This is a genomic window from Massilia sp. MP_M2 (assembly GCF_039123635.1).
GTDB lineage: Bacteria > Pseudomonadota > Gammaproteobacteria > Burkholderiales > Burkholderiaceae_D > Telluria.
This window is the reverse complement of record NZ_JBCHJF010000006.1, coordinates 160740-178218: the sequence shown is the minus strand read 5'-3', so window position 1 is coordinate 178218 and position 17479 is coordinate 160740. Positions and strand designations below refer to the sequence as shown.

Annotated in this window: 17 protein-coding genes; 9 read left to right on the top strand and 8 right to left on the bottom strand. The window is 65.0% G+C overall.

From position 1 onward, the window contains the following. Window positions 1-3: 3 nt before the first annotated feature. From RCH14_RS14780 to RCH14_RS14760, 5 genes are all read left to right on the top strand, one after another. Complete coding sequence (locus tag RCH14_RS14780) at window positions 4-1212, top strand: acyl-CoA dehydrogenase family protein (protein WP_343026855.1); 1209 nt, start codon at window positions 4-6, stop codon at window positions 1210-1212. A gap of 11 nt (window positions 1213-1223) precedes the next feature. After that, window positions 1224-2387, top strand: a complete 1164-nt coding sequence (locus tag RCH14_RS14775; protein WP_343026854.1) for an acyl-CoA dehydrogenase — start codon at window positions 1224-1226, stop codon at window positions 2385-2387. Then, window positions 2384-3205, top strand: a complete 822-nt coding sequence (locus RCH14_RS14770; protein ID WP_343026853.1) for an oxepin-CoA hydrolase, alternative type — start codon at window positions 2384-2386, stop codon at window positions 3203-3205. Before RCH14_RS14775 ends, RCH14_RS14770 begins: the two co-directional genes overlap by 4 nt. 43 nt (window positions 3206-3248) lie before the next feature. Beyond that, window positions 3249-4457 carry a CoA transferase gene (locus RCH14_RS14765; RefSeq protein WP_343026852.1) on the top strand — a complete coding sequence of 403 codons (1209 nt, stop codon included), beginning with the start codon at window positions 3249-3251 and terminating at the stop codon, window positions 4455-4457. Between the two features lie 97 nt (window positions 4458-4554). Then, window positions 4555-5379, top strand: a complete 825-nt coding sequence (locus RCH14_RS14760; RefSeq protein ID WP_343026851.1) for an IclR family transcriptional regulator — start codon at window positions 4555-4557, stop codon at window positions 5377-5379. Between the two features lie 11 nt (window positions 5380-5390). On the opposite strand, the gene RCH14_RS14755 is transcribed toward RCH14_RS14760, so the two are convergent. From RCH14_RS14755 to RCH14_RS14725, 7 genes are all read right to left on the bottom strand, one after another. Continuing rightward, window positions 5391-5858: a PaaI family thioesterase gene (locus RCH14_RS14755; RefSeq protein WP_343026850.1), complete on the bottom strand. Its 468-nt coding sequence runs from the start codon at window positions 5856-5858 to the stop codon at window positions 5391-5393. Beyond that, a complete protein-coding gene (locus RCH14_RS14750; RefSeq protein WP_343026849.1) occupies window positions 5858-6952 on the bottom strand; it encodes a porin in 1095 nt (364 codons plus the stop codon). The genes RCH14_RS14755 and RCH14_RS14750 overlap by 1 nt, the downstream gene beginning before the upstream one ends. Before the next feature lie 14 nt (window positions 6953-6966). Next, on the bottom strand, window positions 6967-7278 hold the full coding sequence (locus RCH14_RS14745; RefSeq protein ID WP_343026848.1) for a hypothetical protein: 312 nt from the start codon (window positions 7276-7278) through the stop codon (window positions 6967-6969). Window positions 7279-7311: 33 nt separating this feature from the next. Then, on the bottom strand, window positions 7312-7761 hold the full coding sequence (locus tag RCH14_RS14740) for a hypothetical protein (RefSeq protein WP_343026847.1): 450 nt from the start codon (window positions 7759-7761) through the stop codon (window positions 7312-7314). 106 nt (window positions 7762-7867) lie between these two features. Further along, window positions 7868-8575 carry an MOSC domain-containing protein gene (locus RCH14_RS14735; protein WP_343026846.1) on the bottom strand — a complete coding sequence of 236 codons (708 nt, stop codon included), beginning with the start codon at window positions 8573-8575 and terminating at the stop codon, window positions 7868-7870. A gap of 10 nt (window positions 8576-8585) precedes the next feature. Continuing rightward, on the bottom strand, window positions 8586-10064 hold the full coding sequence (locus RCH14_RS14730) for a M28 family peptidase (RefSeq protein WP_343026845.1): 1479 nt from the start codon (window positions 10062-10064) through the stop codon (window positions 8586-8588). 128 nt (window positions 10065-10192) lie between these two features. After that, window positions 10193-11326, bottom strand: coding sequence for an alkene reductase (locus tag RCH14_RS14725; protein ID WP_343026844.1), 1134 nt, complete (start codon window positions 11324-11326; stop codon window positions 10193-10195). A 222-nt stretch (window positions 11327-11548) separates the two neighbouring features. Here RCH14_RS14725 and RCH14_RS14720 point away from each other — a divergent pair, with 222 nt between their 5' ends. After that, window positions 11549-12640: a sensor histidine kinase gene (locus RCH14_RS14720; RefSeq protein WP_343026843.1), complete on the top strand. Its 1092-nt coding sequence runs from the start codon at window positions 11549-11551 to the stop codon at window positions 12638-12640. Continuing rightward, window positions 12637-13422: a LytTR family DNA-binding domain-containing protein gene (locus tag RCH14_RS14715; protein WP_343026842.1), complete on the top strand. Its 786-nt coding sequence runs from the start codon at window positions 12637-12639 to the stop codon at window positions 13420-13422. The genes RCH14_RS14720 and RCH14_RS14715 overlap by 4 nt, the downstream gene beginning before the upstream one ends. 19 nt (window positions 13423-13441) lie before the next feature. Here RCH14_RS14715 and RCH14_RS14710 read toward each other — a convergent pair whose 3' ends face one another. Next, window positions 13442-13816 carry a hypothetical protein gene (locus RCH14_RS14710; protein WP_343026841.1) on the bottom strand — a complete coding sequence of 125 codons (375 nt, stop codon included), beginning with the start codon at window positions 13814-13816 and terminating at the stop codon, window positions 13442-13444. A gap of 124 nt (window positions 13817-13940) precedes the next feature. Here RCH14_RS14710 and RCH14_RS14705 point away from each other — a divergent pair, with 124 nt between their 5' ends. After that, entirely contained in the window at window positions 13941-14729 is a 789-nt protein-coding gene (locus tag RCH14_RS14705; protein WP_343026840.1) for a ferritin-like domain-containing protein, read from the top strand. Window position 14730: 1 nt separating this feature from the next. Continuing rightward, on the top strand, window positions 14731-17142 hold the full coding sequence (locus RCH14_RS14700; protein ID WP_343026839.1) for a DNA polymerase II: 2412 nt from the start codon (window positions 14731-14733) through the stop codon (window positions 17140-17142). Window positions 17143-17479: the final 337 nt, after the last annotated feature.

Here is a 17479-nt window from a genome sequence, read left to right as displayed (position 1 = left end):
ATCATGGATTTACATTTCACCCCCGAACAAGAGCGCTTTCGTGACCAGGTGCGCGCGTTCCTGGCCGAGAAGCTGCCGCAGGACCTGTCAAGCAAGGTCGCCAACGGCAAGCACCTGTCGAAAGACGATATGCAGCGCTGGCACGCGATTCTCAATGAGCGCGGCTGGCTGGCCAATCACTGGCCCGAAGAATACGGTGGCCCGGGCTGGAGCGCGATCGAAAAATTCATCTTCGAGAACGAATGCGCGCTGGCCAATACGCCGCGGGTCGTGCCGTTTGGCGTGAACATGCTGGGGCCGGTGCTGATCAAGTACGGCAATCAGGCACAGAAAGACTACTGGCTGCCTCGCATCCTCGACGGTTCTGACTGGTGGTGCCAGGGCTATTCGGAGCCGGGCGCCGGCTCGGATCTGGCGGCGGTCAAGTGCAGCGCCGTGCGCGGTGTCGATGCCGAAGGCGAGCATTACATCGTCAATGGCCAGAAAACCTGGACCACGCTCGGCCAGCACGCCAACATGATCTTCTGCCTGGTGCGCACCGACCAGGGCGTCAAGAAGCAGGAGGGCATCAGCTTCCTGCTGATCGACATGCATGCGCCGGGCGTCGACGTGCGCCCGATCGTGCTGCTCGATGGCGAGCCTGAAGTCAACGAAGTGTTCTTCACCGATGTGCGGGTGCCGGCGCAGAATCTGGTGGGCGAGGAGAACCGTGGCTGGACCTGCGCCAAATACCTGCTCACCTACGAACGCACCAATATTGCCGGCGTCGGCTTCTCGGTGGCGGCGCTGGTGCGCCTGAAACGCATCGCGCAGGAGCAGACGCGCGGCGGCAAGCCGCTGGCGGACGATCCAGGCTTCGCGCGCCGCCTGGCGCGCGTCGAGATCGACCTCGAGAACATGAAGACCACCAATCTGCGCGTGATCGCGGCGGTGGCCGGCGGCGGCGCGCCGGGCGCGGAGAGCTCGATGCTCAAGATTCGCGGCACCGAGATCCGCCAGGAGATCAACGCGCTGACGCGGCGCGCGATGGGTGTGTATGCGCGCCCGTTCACGCAGGACATGCTCGATGCGTCCAATGAGGGCCCGGGTTTTGGTCCAGATTTTGCGGCCGCCGCCTCGGCGCAGTACTTCAACAACCGCAAGCTGTCGATCTTCGGCGGCTCCAACGAGATCCAGAAAAACATCATCTCCAAGATGATCCTCGGACTGTAAGGGCAAGCGACATGAACTTCGAACATACGGAAGAACGGCGCATGCTGGCCGATAGCCTGAACCGCTTCATCGCCCAGCAATACCATATCGAGGCGCGGCACAAGATCGCCGCGTCGCCGGAGGGTTTTTCAAACACGATGTGGCAGCAGTTCGCCGAACTTGGCGTGGTGGGGATGCTGCTGCGCGAAGAAGACGGGGGCTTTGGCGGGGCCGGCTTCGACATCGCGGTCGTGTTCGAGGCACTGGGCCGTGGCCTGGTGCTCGAGCCGCTGCTGGGCAGCGCCGTGCTGGCGGCCGAAGCCATTGCGGCAGCTGGCAGCGACGCGCAGAAAGCGGTGCTGGGCAGTCTCGCCGACGCGTCCGTCATCGCCGCGTTTGCGCATGACGAGCCAAACGCGCATTACGAACTGGCGCGCGTTGCAACGAGTGCGCGCCGCGACGGCGACGGCTGGGTGATCGACGGTGCGAAGGCGGTCGTGGCCAATGCCGAACACGCGCAACTGATCGTGGTCTCGGCGCGCACCGCGGGCGCGCTCGACGACGAAGCGGGCATCTCGCTGTTTCTGGTGCCGGCCGATGCGCCGGGCCTGTCGATGGTCGGCACGCCGACGATGGACGGGGGCCGCGTGGCCGAACTCACCTTCAGCGGCGTGCGCGTCGGCGTTGACGCGTTGCTCGGCGAGCAGGGTCAGGGCTATGCGGCGCTCGAACGCGCCGTCGGGCGCGGCGTGCTGGCCTTGTGCGCCGAAGCGCTGGGCGCGATGGAAGCGGCCAAGGACGCTACGCTCGACTACCTGCGCACGCGCAAGCAGTTCGGGGTCGTGATCGGCAGCTTCCAGGCGCTGCAGCACCGCATGGCCGACCTGCTGCTCGAGATCGGCCAGGCCCGCTCGGCGGTGATCAATGCGGCGTCCGCGCTGGACGCCGACCGCATTACCCGCGAGCGCAGCCTGTCGGCGGCCAAGGCCAGTATCGGCCGCATCGGCACGCTGGTGGCCGAAGAATGCATCCAGCTGCATGGCGGGATCGGCATGACCTGGGAACTGCCGTTGGCGCACTATGCCAAGCGCCTGGTGATGATCGACCATCAACTGGGCGACGAAGACCATCACCTGGACCGCTATATCGCGCTCGGGCGTGAGGCCGACCAGGCAAGCCAGACGACACCGGCATGAGCGCACCCGGCCTCGTGACGCGCACCGATGGCGCGGTACGCATCCTCGTCAACAGCAACCCGGCAGCCAAGAATGCGATCACCCCGGCGCTGTACGACGCGCTGCCGGCCGCGCTCGAAGAGGCGGCGCAGGACCCGGCCATCGGCGCCATCGTGCTGGTCGGCGACGGCGACTTTTTCTGCGCCGGTGGCGACTTGCGCCAACTGGCCACGCGCCGCGCGCTGGCGCCGGACGAACGCCGCGCCAAGGTCGAACGCTTGCACGACCTGGTGCGCGCGCTGCGCGCCTGCCCCAAGCCGGTCATTGCCGCGGTCGAGGGTGGGGCGGCTGGCGCCGGCCTGTCGCTGGCACTGGCGTGCGATATGGTGGTAGCGGCCGACGATGCCTTCTTTTCGATGGCCTATGTCAGGGTCGGCCTGAGTCCGGATGGCGGCGCGACGGCGTTTCTGGCGCGCTGCATGTCGCGCCAGTTGCTGACCGAACTGTGCCTGCTGGGCGAGCGCGTGCCGGCCGCGCGCCTGCATGCGCTGGGTGCGGTCAACCGCTTGAGCGCGCCGGGGCAGGCGCTGACAGAAGCGCTGGCTCTGGCTGCGCGCGTGGCTGGCGGGCCAGTCAATGCCAACGGGCGCATCAAGGTGCTGTGCGAACATGCGGGGGCCGCAAGCCTGGACGAGCAGCTCGACCTGGAAGCGGCGCTGATGGTGCAGTCGCAGGGCGACGACGAAGCGCAGGAAGGCATTGCGGCCTTCTTTGACAAACGCGCGCCCGCTTTCGCGGCGCTGCGCACCGCATCAGCCGCCAATCGGCTACAAGAATGACGTTGACCGGCTCCCTGTAAAGAAGCCGGGTACCTGGAGTGTTATGTTGACTGACAAATCTGCTTTGCCTCTCTCTGGCGTGCGCGTGCTGGACTTCTCGCGCGTACTGGCCGGTCCGTGGTGCGCCATGGTGCTGGGCGACCTGGGCGCCGAAGTGATCAAGGTGGAGCATCCCGAGCGCGGCGACGATACGCGCGACTGGGGCATGCGCATCGGTTCCACCGAAACGGCCTACTTCAATAGTGTCAACCGCAACAAGCGTTCGGTGTGCCTCGACCTGAAAACACCCGACGGCCAGAAGATCGCCCGGGATCTGATCCGCAAGAGCGACATCGTGATCCAGAATTTCAAGTTTGGCGACATCGAGCGGCTCGGCCTGGGTTACGACGCGCTGAAGGGTGAGCAGCCGGGCCTGATCTACTGCTCGATCACTGGGTACGACCGCACCGGCCCGGAAGCCGCGCGGCCCGGCTACGACCTGGTGATCCAGGGTGAAACAGGCCTGATGGCGCTCAATGGTGAGCCGACCCAGCCGCCGTTGAAGTTCGGCGTTGCCGCGGTCGACATGATGACCGGCATGTACGCGGCGCAGGGCGTGCTGGCGGCGCTGTACGAGCGCGAAAAGACCGGCAAGGGCCGCCACATCGGCATGGCGCTGTTCGACTGCGGCATGATGATCACCGCCTACTACGGGCTGGAGGCGCTGCTGCTTGGCAACGATCCTCCACGTTACGGCAATGCACATCCCTCGATCATGCCGTATGGCGTGTACGAGGCAAAGGATGGGGCGCTGGTCATTGCGGTAGGCAACAACAGCCAGTTCCTACGTTTTTGCAACGACGTGATCGAGCGCCCCGATATCGCACTGGATGAACGGTTCAAGACCAATCTGGCGCGCACGCAGCACCGCGACGCGCTGATGCCCGAGATCAAGCGCGAACTGGCCCAGCGCACGCGCAGCGATCTGCTTGCGTGCATGAGCCGGGTCGGTATCCCGTGTGGTGAAGTCGCGGGCCTGCATGAGGCATTGACGTCGGCCCGCGCGCAGCAGGGCGGCCTGGTCAAAGAGATGCCGCATCCCGAAGTGGGCAGCGTGTCGGTGCTGGCCTCGCCCTATCGCTTCGACGGCGAACGCCTGCCGGTGCGCAGCGCGCCGCCGTGCCTGGGCGAGGGGACCGACGACGTGCTGCACGACTTGCTCGGCTTGTCGGCAGAGACGCTGGCAGGCTTGCGACAGCGCGGTGTCGTATAAAGGCGTCAAACCCCTCTTTGTTGCTCGTCAGTTTTGCATGGCAAAATGAACTGGATTAAAATGGAATTTCACCACCATTCTTTTCCAGGGCCTTCCCATGCCAGTGAGCGACACGACGCGTCCTGATGATGATCAGCCGGCCGATCTGGCCGATCTCGCCAACACGCCGCGCGGCGCCGAAGAGCGCTACTTCATCACGGCGCTCGCGCGTGGCCTCGAGGTCCTGGCCTGCTTTCGCTCGGCCGACAAAGGGCTGAGCAACCAGCAGATCGCCGAACGCTGCGGCTTGCCCAAGTCGACCGTCACCCGCATTACCTACACGCTCACCACGCTCGGCTACCTGGAGCATGAACCTGGCGGGCGCTACCTGCTTGGCAGCGCCACGCTGGGCCTGGGCAGCGCGATGCTGGCCCGGCTCGACATCCGTCAACTGGCGCGCCCGATGATGCAGGAGCTGGCCGAGTTCTCCGGCACCACCGTGTCGATCGCGATGCGTGACCGGATGTCGATGATCTATGTCGAGGTGTGCCGCAGCAGCGCGGCGCTGGCACTGGCCCTGCAAGTCGGCTCGCGCATGCCGCTGGCGACGTCGGCGATCGGGCGCGCCTACCTGGCCCGGGCCGCCGAGCACGAACGCAGGGATATCCTGAGCCGGTCGCTGGAGCTGGACGAAACAGCGTTCGAGGCCATGCGCACCGGTCTGGCCAAGGGATTGAGCGACTACGAGACGTATGGCTGCACGACCTCGTTCGGTGACTGGCAGAAGGATGTCAACGGGATCGCAGTGGGCTTCATGCCCATTGGTGGCAGCCAGATCATGTCGATCAATTGCGGCGGCCCCTCGTCGAGCGTGACGACCGCCTTCCTGCTCGATGAAGTGCGCCCGCGCCTGATCGAGGTTGCCCGGCGCCTCGAGTCGTAATCAGGCGGCGCTCAATACCCGGCTGCCAGCTGGTCGGGGCTCAAGGGCTTCATCACCGCAAACACGCCGCTCGCGCGCAGGATGCGGCGCGCGCCGACCTGCAGGAAGCAGTTGGCAAACGCCATCCGCTGGCCCACTTTCTGCACCTCGACATGCGCTTGAACCCAGTCGCCGGGCCTGGCCGCATCGATAAAATCGGTGCTCAGATTCACGGTCACGAACGACTGGCGCCCTTCGCAATACAGCGCCAATCCCAGGCCGAGCGCGGAGTCGGCCAGGCTGGCCAGCATCCCGCCGTGCGCGATGCCGCGCATATTGGTGTGCTTGTCCTCGATGCGCATCGCGAACACGATTTCACCTTCGCCCCTGCGGCAATACAGCTCGCCCAGTTCGGCCATATACGGCCCCCCGCGGTTGAGGCGTTCGAAGCCCGGCGGGGCGGAAGGTGGTACGGAATGCGCGTCGTCGTGTGTCGTCATCAGAACATATGCATGATGCCCATCGTGAACCGGTTAGCCGAGTCGCTACCGACCGCCACGAAGTTCTGGGCCAGGTTGATCTGGTCAGCCCGGACGATGCTGTCGGTTGCCGCATGGCCAACCGAGACATAGCCGGTCGTGCGCTTGCTCATCAGGTAGCGGCCGATCAGGATGAATTGCTGTGCATCGTCTTTCAGGTCGCCCGAGCGCTTGACCTGGTAGGCCGCGGCGGTGACCAGGAAGGCCGGCGCCACCGGCACATCGGCGCCCACGCCGAGCACGGCGATCTTGCGGCCGCTGCCGCGCAGTTCGTTCCATGAATAGGTCGACTTGAGCGTCACGGCCGGGAAGGCGTACTTGATGCCATAGGCGTGCGACGTGAGCAGATCGGTGTCGGTGATGTTCTTCATGCGCGCATAGGCGCCGGCTACGGCCAGCTTGCCGGTGTTGTAGAGCAGCGCGCCGCCCTGGTAGGAACTCTTCTGCGCGTTGCCCGCCTGCTCGCCGAAGGCGCGCATCAAGGCGAAACTCAGGCCTTTGAAGACCGGCGAGGTGTACTTGAGCGAGTTGTTCTGGCGTAGGGCAGTGCCGCCGTTGTTGGCGCCGTAGGGGGCATACACCGCGGCGTTGTTCATCGCCGAGAACAGCACGTTCGGGCTGCTCGAGGCGAAGCCCAGACCCAGCGGGTCGGCCATGCCGACCGACATGATGCCCACGATATTCTGGCGGCCGATGTCGATGGCGCCGTAGTTGGTGACGATGCCGACCGTGGCTTCGCGGTCGAACAGGCTGGTGCCGGATGGGGTGCCGAATGGCACGCCAGCGCCGCCCGTGTCATTGAGCAGCGTGCCTTCCAGCCCGAAGCGCGCCTTCATGCCGCGACCCAGGTCTTCCTGGCCCTTGATGCCCCAGCGCGACACCTGCATCTGGCCGGTATCGACCCTGGTCTGGTCGCCCTGGGGGCCATCGTTGGTCAAACGCGTCAGACCGGCATCGATGATGCCGTACAGGGTAATGGCCGATTGCGCGGATGCGGCCGGTGCGACTGTGATGCAGGCGCACAGCGCTGCCATTGCGATGATGTGTTTCTTCACTCGGTCTGTCTCCATTATTGTGATGGTGCCGGGTCGTGGCCGGCCATGACGATGGCCGAGATCCGATCCATGAAGCGGGTTTCTCTTTGCGGAACCAGATCTTCAATAATGAAACTGTAGGTTTTTCCGTTTGACGGTGTCAACAGGTATTCGCTCTCCAGCCATGTGTTGCCTCTTTCGAGCCAGAAACGTGTCGAAACCGGTACATAACGTTTTGAGGGGCGAACCACCCATTTTGCTTGGCGGAATGAGTGCGCTCGTTGCACCATCTGGTTTTGAATGTGAACAAGCCGCGACACCGGTTGCCCGGGTCGCGGCTTGCGCATTACAAGACTGCTGGTTGAACTAATTCGTGAGAATTACTTCGAAGCGTCCTGCATTTTTTCGCCAGCGCGCTCGACGCTACGACCAGCAGCAGCGGTTGCGTTGCTGGTGGCTTCTTTAGCGGAAGCAGCAGCTTCGCGGCTTTCCTGACGCACTTCTGCGCCAGCAGCTTCGATACGTGCACCGGCACGGTCGGTAGCGGCATCGATACGTTGACCAGCAGCATCCATATTGGCTTCAGCCTTGTCAGCGGCAACTTCCATCTTGTCGCCAGCGCGTTCAGCAGCAGCATCGGCCGAAGCGACAGCTTCTTTGGATTCCTGGGCAACCTTGGCACCTGCATTGTCGACGGCAGCGCCGGCTTCTTGTGCAGGACCCATATTGTCGTTCTTGTTGCAACCGGCCAGCATCGCGACGCTCAGCATCAGGGCGGAAATGGTAATCGTGGTTTTCATGGGGTGCTCCTTAAAATTAAATGTTGTCATTCAGCTTACACCAGCTGCCAATTTTTTGACTCACGCCCCGACCGCAATCGTGCGCGACAAACCCATTAAAACATTTCCAAAACACATCGGCTGTGCGGTAGATAACTTAACAACAATCGAGTTTGGCGTCCGGCTCTGACGCCGTTGCGGGCAGGATGTCGTCGAACAGGCGGTTGCCATTCCAGCGGCGCATGTGCGAGACGGCCCGCGCCGCGATCGCCCGGCTGGCGTAGGTGGGGCCAAGCGACGCAAGCAGGCGCGGAAAGGCGCGGCAATAGGTCGACTGGATCCCGGCCAGGCGCGCCAGCAAGGCGTACTCGATCACGGTGTCAGGCGGCATTGCATCGATCACCTGCGCGACGCGTTCATGCCAATCGTCCGGCCACGCCGGTAGCAACGGACCCAGGTCGCGTACGGTATCGCCGCTACGGATTGTGCCGCCTTGCACGACGCGCGCCAGCACGCCGCGCCGGGCGCCGATGCGCGCGGCGACCTGCGCGCCATGGAGATCAAGCCGGCCGCATGCTTCGCACACGAACATCAGGCGCACCTGCGCCCGGTCACCGATCTGTAGCACGGTGCCGGAAGGCAGGGCGTCAATCGGGGTAGCGAGCAGCAGGTTTTCGCGCAGGGCATATGGCGCAAGCCCCAGGTCGCCATAGGTCGCGCTACTTGCCAGCAGTAGCTGGCGGGGCGAGGCCGGCTCGCGGTGGCGGTCGCCGTCGATTCCCGCGCCGGCAATCAGCATGAGCTGATCGACCGGCTGCGGTGCGGCGCTGCCGGGCGGGCGGATTGACAGGCTGGCCAGCTTCATCAGGTAACCATCACCGGCTCACCTTCACTTCGGCCCCTTGCAGCGCTGCCGCTGCAGCGCGGTACTTGGCCGCGTTGGGCACGGCCGTCCATGCCGGCTTGACCGGATCGTTGGCGATGTCCTGCAGCGCCACGGCGATCATGCGGTTCACGCTGGCCAGGTTGTCGTAGTCGACCTTGTCCCAGGTGTCATCCTTGCCGTGATAATCAGGGAAGCCGAACGCCACGCACAGCGTGTGGGCCGGCACGCCGGCATCGGCCAGCGCCTGGTTATCGCTGCGCGCAAAATAACGGTCGCTATTGGTGGGGTGCTTCCAGAAGCGGATGCCGGTCTGCTCGCCCGCGCGTTGCAACGTCGTGCCGACCGTCGAATAGTCAAAGCCGGTCATGGTGGCCGAGCGCAGTTGCGGGCCTTCGCTGTCGTCGGTGCGGCCAAGCTGCTCGAGGTTCAGATTCATCACGGTGTCCTTCAGCGGGAACACGGGATGCTTCGCGTAGTAGCGTGAGCCGAGCAGGCCCAGTTCTTCGCCGAACAGCGCGACGAACACGATGCTGCGCCGTGGGCGTTCCTTTTGCGCCGCCATGCTCGCGGCGATCTCGATGACCGAGACGGTACCGCTGCCATCGTCGTTGGCGCCGTTGAAGATCACGCCATCGCGGATGCCCAGGTGGTCGTAGTGCGCACTGAGCATCACGTAGGTGCTTTTCAGGGCCGGGTCCGAACCGCGCAGCACGCCGATCACATTGCGCAGTTTGGTCGGCGCGACGTCAGGTGCGACGATCTTGGCGGCGACGGTGGCGCCACCCTGTTCGAGCGCGGTCGCGGCATCGGCTGCATGCACCAGTACGACCGGTGCGCCGCCCTTGGCCACTGCCACGCTCGGGTCGATCAGCCAGCCGCCCTGCGTGCGCGCCTGGCGCCGTTCGCGGTCGATCAGCACGATCAGCGCCGGCTTGCTTTTCAGTTTGGCTTGCAGTGCGGCGCCGGCGCCGGGGATCGCGGCGGCCGGCACCACCAGCACCTTGCCGTTGGCTTTATCCGGATCGTCGAGCGCCGCCTGCCAGGTCATGAAGACGGCAGGCGTGCGGGCCAGCGTGACTGGGTCTACAAAATTGGCCGATGCCCCCGTGCCGGTGATCGTCATGGTCTTGCCGCCGGCCGTCACGGTCAAGGCGATGTCCTGCGGGCTGCGTTTTGCGTACTGCCAGTTTGCGGTCTGGAAGTAACCGTCGTCGCCCGCGGCCTCGAGCCCGGCGCGGCGGAACTGCGCCGCGATGTATTCGGCCGCCAGATCGACACCGCGCGACGGCGTGCCGCGCCCTTCGAGCAGGTCGGACGACAGGAACGACAGGTGGCCGCGCAGCGAGTCGGCCGTGATGCGCGAGGTCAGCGCATCGCGCTCCGGCGTCTGCGGCCCTTGGGCCGAGGTGGCGCACCCGGTCAGGGCGAGGGCGATGGAAATGGACAGCGCGGAGGCAAGGTGACGCATGCGAGGACTTCCGTGGATTGATGAGGATGGCAATATGACATGGTGGGGTGAAGCGGGTCAACCGGGATATGTGCATCCACCCGACGGAAGCGCCGCGAGGGCGCATCCCGTGTTCGTCCACCAGGCGGTCAGGCCTGCGCAGCGTACGGCGGGTAATCGATATAGCCCTTGGTATCGCCCCCGTAATAGGTGCTGCGGTCCGGCTCGGCCAATGGCCAGCCGTTGCGCAGGCGCGCCACCAGGTCGGGATTCGAGATGAACGGCTGGCCGAATGCGGCCAGGTCGATCACGCCATCCCCGATCAGCTGATCGGCGCGCTCGCGCGTCATGCCGCCAGCCAGGATCAGCGCGGTCTCGGGCAGCGTCGGGCGGAAGGCGCGCAGCAAGTCCTGGATCTTGTCGGAGACGGTTGGCCCGCTCGCCTTGTCGCCCATGCCGTAGCCGGATTGGTCCATGATGTGGACATAGGCGATGCGGCGTTCGCCCAGCGCCGCGACCAGCGCAGTATAGGTCGCGTCGATATCGTCGTAGAGCGGCATGTCGAACAGGCGGCCATAGGGCGACAGGCGAATGCCAACGCGCTCGCGGCCGATGCGAGCGACCACGGCGTCGACGACGGCCAGCGCGAAGCGCAGGCGGTTGTCCATCTTGGCCGCGCCATACTCGTCATCGCGGTCGTTGACCAGCGGGTTGAGGAACTGCTCCAGCAGGTAGCCGTTGGCGCCGTGGATCTCGACGCCGTCGAAGCCGGCGTCAATGGCGTTGGCGGCGGCGTTGGCAAAGTCCTGCACCACGCGCGCTACCTCGTCGCCCGTCAGCGGGCGCGGTTGGGTCGTTGCGACCATGCCCGGCGTGCCGTCATCCTTCAGGCCATAGGCCATGGCGCCTTGCGCGGTTTTCGAGCTGGCGCTGACCGGATCGATGCCGCCGGTCTGGATGCTGGGGTGCGACACGCGGCCCACGTGCCACAGCTGCGCGAACATCTTTGCGCCCACGGCGTGCACGGATTGGGTGGTCAAGCGCCAGCCGGCAATCTGCGCCGGCGTGTAGATGCCGGGATTGAACAGGTAACCCTGGCCTTCGCGCGAAATGGGCGTGCCTTCGCTGATGATCAGGCCAGCGGTGGCGCGCTGGGTGTAGTACAGCGCCACGGTCTCGGTGGCGACGTCGTCCGGTGCGCGCGCCCGGGTCAGCGGCGCCATCACGATGCGGTTGGTCAGGAGAAGCGAAGCGAGCTTGAAAGGCGAGAAAAGCGGGTGCATGAAGTCCTTGTAGCGTGATATGGATTGGTGCGGTCAGCATAAAGGAATGCGCCCGATCGGGTGCGGCACAGGCGAATCGCCGGGTTGGTGTCGCGCGCCGCCAGGGCCGCTTCACTCCTGCGGTTCACCATTTCGTCGCACCGCCTCTTGCCGCCCGCGCGCCTGCTGGGCACAATGGATCGTCGTTGTCCCTGTCACCATCATTTTTTGAAGCGAGTCCGCATGGCCAGCATCTCCCAGCCGGTTCACCGCAAACATACGTCGCTCCTGCGGCGCGTGCTGACCGATTTGCCGCTGTCGATCGGCATCAGCGTGCTGCTGGCGTGTTTCATCAGCCTGGTAACGGGGCGCTTTTTCGAAAACATGCTGGTGTCGGTGCTGATTGGCATCGTGGCCTTCACGATCGTGTACGGCGGGCGTCTGCTGTTCATCAAGCGGCCCGTCTGGCGCCTGCGCGAATGGGCCATGTTCGCTGCGCTGGCGGTGCTGGCGGCGCCGGTTGCCCATTTCACGGGCCTGTACACGGCCGGGCTGTTGCTCGGCATTCGCACGCCGACGCTGGCCGAATACCCGAGCGTCGACCGCATCAGCATGATCGTCTTCACGTTCCTTGGCACGACGCTGATGGTCGTGCTGATCCGGAACCGCGAACGCATGCGGCGCGCCCAGGAAGAGCAGGCCGAGGCGCACCTGCGCGCGCAGATCGTCGAGCGCCAGGCATTGCAGGCGCAGCTGCGCCTGCTGCAGGCCCAGATCGAGCCGCACATGCTGTTCAATACGCTGGCCAATCTGCAGGGCCTGATCGCGCTCGACCCGGCGCGCGCCAGCGACATGCTCGACCAGCTGATCCAGTATCTGCGCGCCACGCTGAGCGTATCGCGCAGCGAGACCACGACGCTGGAGCAGGAATTTGCCGCCATGGGCGCGTACCTGGGCCTGATGGGCGTGCGCATGGGCGAACGTCTGCGCTACCGGCTCGACCTGCCGCCCGCGCTGCGCGCTGCGCGCTTGCCCACGATGCTGTTGCAGCCGCTGGTCGAGAACGCGATCGTGCACGGCGTGGAGCCGAAGGTCGACGGCGGCGAGATCACCATCAGCGCGCAGATCGATGGCGATACGGTGGCGATCGAAGTGCGTGATACTGGTCTGGGTCTGGACCAGGTCCATGCACGGGGTGGCGGCGGTATCGGCGTGACCACATCGCGTGAGCGACTCGTTGCCCTGTACGGCGAGCGCGCCACGCTCACGCTCAACCCGGCGCAGCCGCAAGGTACGCTGGCCCGACTGACCCTGCCACTGGAGTTCGACGTATGACCCGCGCGCTGATTGCCGAAGATGAACCGATCCTTGCCGCCACGCTGGCCAGGACGCTGCAAACGCTGTGGCCCGGCCTCGACATCGTCGCCACCGCGCCCAACGGCCTGGTCGCCGTCGCGCAAAGCCTGGCGCTGCGGCCGGACGTATTGTTCCTGGATATCCGCATGCCGGGCCAGAGCGGCCTGGAAGTGGCCGAAGAACTGGCCGAGCGCTGGGAAGGACCGGCGCCATTTCCGCACATCGTGTTCGTCACGGCGTTTGATGACTACGCGGTGCAGGCGTTCGAGCACGCGGCGTTCGACTACGTGCTCAAGCCGGTCAGCAGCGCGCGGCTGGGCAAGACGGTCGAGCGCTTGCGTGGGGCACTCGAGGCGCGCACGGCACTGGCGCCGGATGCGCTGGGCCAGTTGCTCGCGCAGTTGCAGGCGCTCGCGCCACACAGCGCGCCGGTCGAACGCTTGACGACGATCCGGGCGGCGGTCGGCAACGCCGTGCGCATGATTCCGGTGTCGGACGTCGTGTTCTTCCAGGCGATCGACAAGTATGTCAATGTCGTCACCGCCGACGCCGAAGCGCTGATCCGGGTGCCGCTCAAGGAGCTGCTGCCGCAGATCGACGCTGCGCAGTTCCGCCAGGTCAGCCGCAGCACGGTGGTCAATATGGCGTGCGTGACGAGTGCCGGGCGGGACGACCTGGGCAAGGTGACGCTGACGCTGCGCGGTCGGCCGGAAAAGCCGCGCGTCAGTCCGGTGTATGCGCATTTGTTCAGGCAGATGTAGCGGGATTGGCGCTGCGACATCACTCGACGTCCGGCACGAAGAAGATGCGCTTTACCTTGCCGTTGTCTTTATCGGTTTCAAACACCAGCAAATAGCCTTTTGTATACACACTCTCGACGGTTGTTGGCCCGACGACGTACGCAGGATTGCTGTCGTAGTCGTAGTAACCAGTCGGACGGCCAAGCAGTGCGACGACGCCATTGCCGCTCGACCGCTTCAAATCATGTTTTTTTAGCAGCGATGCCGTCATTTCTCCTCGCTGCAAGCGAGAGGCCGTGGCCCAGACAGCAGTCGTAAATTCACGGTCGCCGAGCTTGTTTGCCTGGTCTTCGACGGAATCCCCACAGCCAGCAAGCAAGGCTGCGATCAGGAAAATGTGCAGACAGGAGCGCATATGTCTTGTAAGTCCCGGAAGTTTCTCAATGTCGAGTATCCCAAGCCATCATTACGAATGAATTGGGAACCATCAACGACGGTAGATTGAGTAAAATGCGGCTCTCGATTTGCTAGGCCACACCATGGAACTCCGCGCCGCCGCGCTGCACGCACTGCTCGACGCCGACCCCGCTGCCAAAGCCAGGGCGGTCGCCGCGCTGGCTGCTGCGTGCAAGGCCGGTCAGGTCGCCATCGACACCCAAGCCGTCATGGCCGCGCCGGCCGGCATCCCCGGCCGCCCGGCGCGCCCCGAACTGGTGCCGCCGTTGCAAGTCGGCCGGCGCTCGATGGGTACGCCGGAAGGCCGCGCGATGCTGGTCCACGCGCTGGCGCACATCGAGTTCAATGCCGTCAATCTGGCGCTCGACGCTTTGTGGCGCTTCGATGGCATGCCCGAGCAGTATTATCTCGACTGGTTGCTGGTGGCCGATGAAGAGGCGCTGCACTTCACGATGCTGAGTAATCATCTGGGCACGCTCGGTTACGCCTATGGCGATTTTCCTGGCCACGACAGCTTGTGGGAGATGGTCGCCAAGACGAGCGACGACGTGCTGGCGCGCATGGCGCTGGTGCCGCGCACGCTCGAAGCGCGCGGGCTGGATGCGATCCCGCCGCTGCGCAAGAAGATCGCGCAGGCCGGTGATCTGGCCGCGGCGCTGATCCTCGACCGTTTGCTGGTCGACGAAGTGGGGCACGTCGAAATCGGCAACCGCTGGTATCTCGATTTGTGCCTGGCGCGCGGCCTCGAACCGATCGCCACCTACGACGAACTGACCGTACGCTACAAGGCGCCGGTGCTCAAGGGGCCATTCAATATCGAGGGCCGCCGCGCGGCTGGCTTCTCCGAGGCCGAGCTGGAACGCTATCGCTGACATGGATGATGCGGCGTCGGACAGCACCGGCTTTCTGCTGACGCGCCACTGGCGCGACACGCCTGCCGGCTGCGAGGTGGAGTTCTGGCTCGCCACCGATGCCGGAGCGCGCTGCGTGCGCATACCGGTGCAGACGCCGGTTGCATTTATTCCCGAAGCGCAGCGCGGCACCGTCGAACAACTGCTGCACGATGAACGCGGCTGGGAATTGCGCCCGCTCGACCTGCTCGATTTCCAGCACCGGCCGGTGGCCGGCCTGTACTGCCGCAAATACCGCCAGCTGATGCAGATCGAAAAGCGCCTGCGTCAGCACGGCCTGGACGTGTTCGAGGCCGATGTGCGCCCGCCCGAGCGCTACCTGATGGAGCGTTTCATCACTGCGCCCGTCATGTTCACGGGCCGGCCGGTGGCCGACAATCCGCGGCTGCTGGTCGACGGGGTGTTGAAGCCCGCGCCCGGCTACCGGCCGGCCATCCGCACCGTGTCGCTCGATATCGAGACCACGTTCCAGGGTGAGCTGCGCTCGATCGCGCTCGAAGGCTGCGGACAGCGCCAGGTGTACATGCTCGGCCCACCGAATGGCGTCGATGGCCCGCGCGATTACGAACTGGCTTACTGTGCCACGCGGCGCGAGCTGCTCGATTGCATGGAGGCGTGGTTCGTGCTGCACGATCCGGATGCGATCATCGGCTGGAACGTGATCCAGTTCGACATGCGCGTGCTGCAGCGGCATGCCGAGGCCATGAAGCGGCCACTGCGCCTCGGGCGCGATGGGAGCGCGATCGAGTGGCGCGAAGCTGGTGGCAAGGGCGGTGCCAAAGGCGGCGGCCAGGAACACTACTTTATCTGCATCGCCGGGCGCCTGGTCATCGACGGCATCGACGCGTTGCACTCGGCCACCTGGACCTTCCCGTCGTTCAGTCTCGAAAACGTCTCGCGCACGCTGCTCGGCGTTGGCAAGGCGATCGACAATCCCCATGATCGTATGGCCGAAATCGACCGCATGTTCAACGAGGACAAGCCGGCACTGGCCTATTACAACGTCATGGATTGCGAGCTGGTCACCCGCATCTTCGACAAGACCCGGTTGCTCGACTTCCTGCTCGAGCGGGCCAGCGTGACGGGACTTGCCGCCGATCGCAGCGGCGGGTCGGTGGCCGCCTTCGAGCACCTGTACATGCCGCTGCTGCACCGCCAGGGCCGGGTGGCGCCGAACATAGGCGACGTCGAGGGCGCCGACAGCCCGGGCGGCTTCGTCATGGATTCGCGCTCGGGCCTGTACGATTCGGTGCTGGTGCTGGACTACAAAAGCCTGTATCCGTCGATCATCCGGACCTTCCTGATCGACCCGCTCGGCTTGATCGAGGGCCTGCGCGAGCTTGAAGGGACCACGGTGCCCGGCTACCGGGGGGGCCGCTTTTCGCGCACCCGCCACTGCCTGCCGAACATCGTCACGCAGGTCTGGGCGGGCAGGGAGGCAGCCAAGAAGGCGCAGAATGCGCCGCTGTCGCAGGCGCTCAAGATCATCATGAATGCCTTCTACGGCGTGCTTGGTACGACCGGCTGCCGCTTTTTCGACCCGCGCCTGGCCTCGTCGATCACGATGCGCGGGCACGACATCATGCACCGCACGCGCGCGCTGATCGAAGAGCAGGGCTACCAGGTCATCTACGGCGATACCGATTCGACCTTCGTCTGGCTCGGGGCGCCGCATGCCGAAGACGAGGCGCGCCGCATCGGAAACACATTGGTCAATCATGTGAACGGCTGGTGGAAAACGCATCTGGCAACTGAACTGGGCATCGAGAGCGCGCTCGAACTGGAATACGACGTGCACTTCCGGCGCTTCCTGATGCCGACCGTGCGTGGGTCGGACGAGGGCAGCAAGAAGCGCTACGCCGGCCTGGCCACCACGCCGGACGGCGGTGATGAGATGGTCTACAAGGGCCTGGAAACGGTGCGCAGCGACTGGACGCCGCTGGCGCAGCAGTTCCAGCAAGGGCTGTACGAGCGGATCTTCAAGGGCGAGCCCTACGAGGACTTCGTGCGCGAACTGGTGGCGCGGCTGCTGCGCGGCGAGTGCGACGATGATCTGGTTTACCGCAAGCGCCTGCGCCGGGCACTGGACGACTACGAGCGCAACGTGCCGCCGCACGTGCGCGCGGCGCGCATGGCCGATGAACACCATCTGCGCAACGGCCGCCACGCGCTGTACCGCAAGGGCGGCTGGATCCGCTACGTGATGACGCACGATGGGCCCGAGCCACTGGAGTTGCGACGCTCGCCGATCGATTATGAACATTACCTGACGCGCCAGCTCGAACCGGTCGCCGACGCGATCCTGCCGTTTTTGGGCGACAGTTTTGCGAACCTCACCCGCCACATCACCAGTGGGCAGGGCGCGCTGTTCTAGCCGGTAGCCCAGGCCTGGCGCACGCAGCGTCGTGCCCAGGCCCAGTTGGGCACGCATGGTATGGCCGGCGTCACCGACCATGCAGATCGGGAGGGGCCACGACGTCTTTCGCAGCATCGCAGCTGTCTCCCTCCATCCGGGCGAACGCGGTATGCTTCGAAAGCGCGATCGTCCTTGCTTTCGGGTGTGCACTGGTGAAGTCGTTTCATCGAATTGTGACAATCCGTGGTTTTTTTGCACCGGCCGACGCTAAATGTGCGGCGCTTTCGGTCTGTAATGACCCAAGGGCCTACAGCCCGTCTACAATGATTTCCGGACAGCATTATTTTGACAGGAT

Coding starts and splice junctions, on each gene's coding strand:
- RCH14_RS14780 (WP_343026855.1), top strand. CDS start 4: ATGGATTTACATTTCACCCCCGAACAAGAGCGCTTTCGTGACCAGGTG.
- RCH14_RS14775 (WP_343026854.1), top strand. CDS start 1,224: ATGAACTTCGAACATACGGAAGAACGGCGCATGCTGGCCGATAGCCTG.
- RCH14_RS14770 (WP_343026853.1), top strand. CDS start 2,384: ATGAGCGCACCCGGCCTCGTGACGCGCACCGATGGCGCGGTACGCATC.
- RCH14_RS14765 (WP_343026852.1), top strand. CDS start 3,249: ATGTTGACTGACAAATCTGCTTTGCCTCTCTCTGGCGTGCGCGTGCTG.
- RCH14_RS14760 (WP_343026851.1), top strand. CDS start 4,555: ATGCCAGTGAGCGACACGACGCGTCCTGATGATGATCAGCCGGCCGAT.
- RCH14_RS14755 (WP_343026850.1), bottom strand. CDS start 5,858: ATGACGACACACGACGACGCGCATTCCGTACCACCTTCCGCCCCGCCG.
- RCH14_RS14745 (WP_343026848.1), bottom strand. CDS start 7,278: ATGCGCAAGCCGCGACCCGGGCAACCGGTGTCGCGGCTTGTTCACATT.
- RCH14_RS14740 (WP_343026847.1), bottom strand. CDS start 7,761: ATGACAACATTTAATTTTAAGGAGCACCCCATGAAAACCACGATTACC.
- RCH14_RS14735 (WP_343026846.1), bottom strand. CDS start 8,575: ATGAAGCTGGCCAGCCTGTCAATCCGCCCGCCCGGCAGCGCCGCACCG.
- RCH14_RS14730 (WP_343026845.1), bottom strand. CDS start 10,064: ATGCGTCACCTTGCCTCCGCGCTGTCCATTTCCATCGCCCTCGCCCTG.
- RCH14_RS14725 (WP_343026844.1), bottom strand. CDS start 11,326: ATGCACCCGCTTTTCTCGCCTTTCAAGCTCGCTTCGCTTCTCCTGACC.
- RCH14_RS14720 (WP_343026843.1), top strand. CDS start 11,549: ATGGCCAGCATCTCCCAGCCGGTTCACCGCAAACATACGTCGCTCCTG.
- RCH14_RS14715 (WP_343026842.1), top strand. CDS start 12,637: ATGACCCGCGCGCTGATTGCCGAAGATGAACCGATCCTTGCCGCCACG.
- RCH14_RS14710 (WP_343026841.1), bottom strand. CDS start 13,816: ATGCGCTCCTGTCTGCACATTTTCCTGATCGCAGCCTTGCTTGCTGGC.
- RCH14_RS14705 (WP_343026840.1), top strand. CDS start 13,941: ATGGAACTCCGCGCCGCCGCGCTGCACGCACTGCTCGACGCCGACCCC.
- RCH14_RS14700 (WP_343026839.1), top strand. CDS start 14,731: ATGGATGATGCGGCGTCGGACAGCACCGGCTTTCTGCTGACGCGCCAC.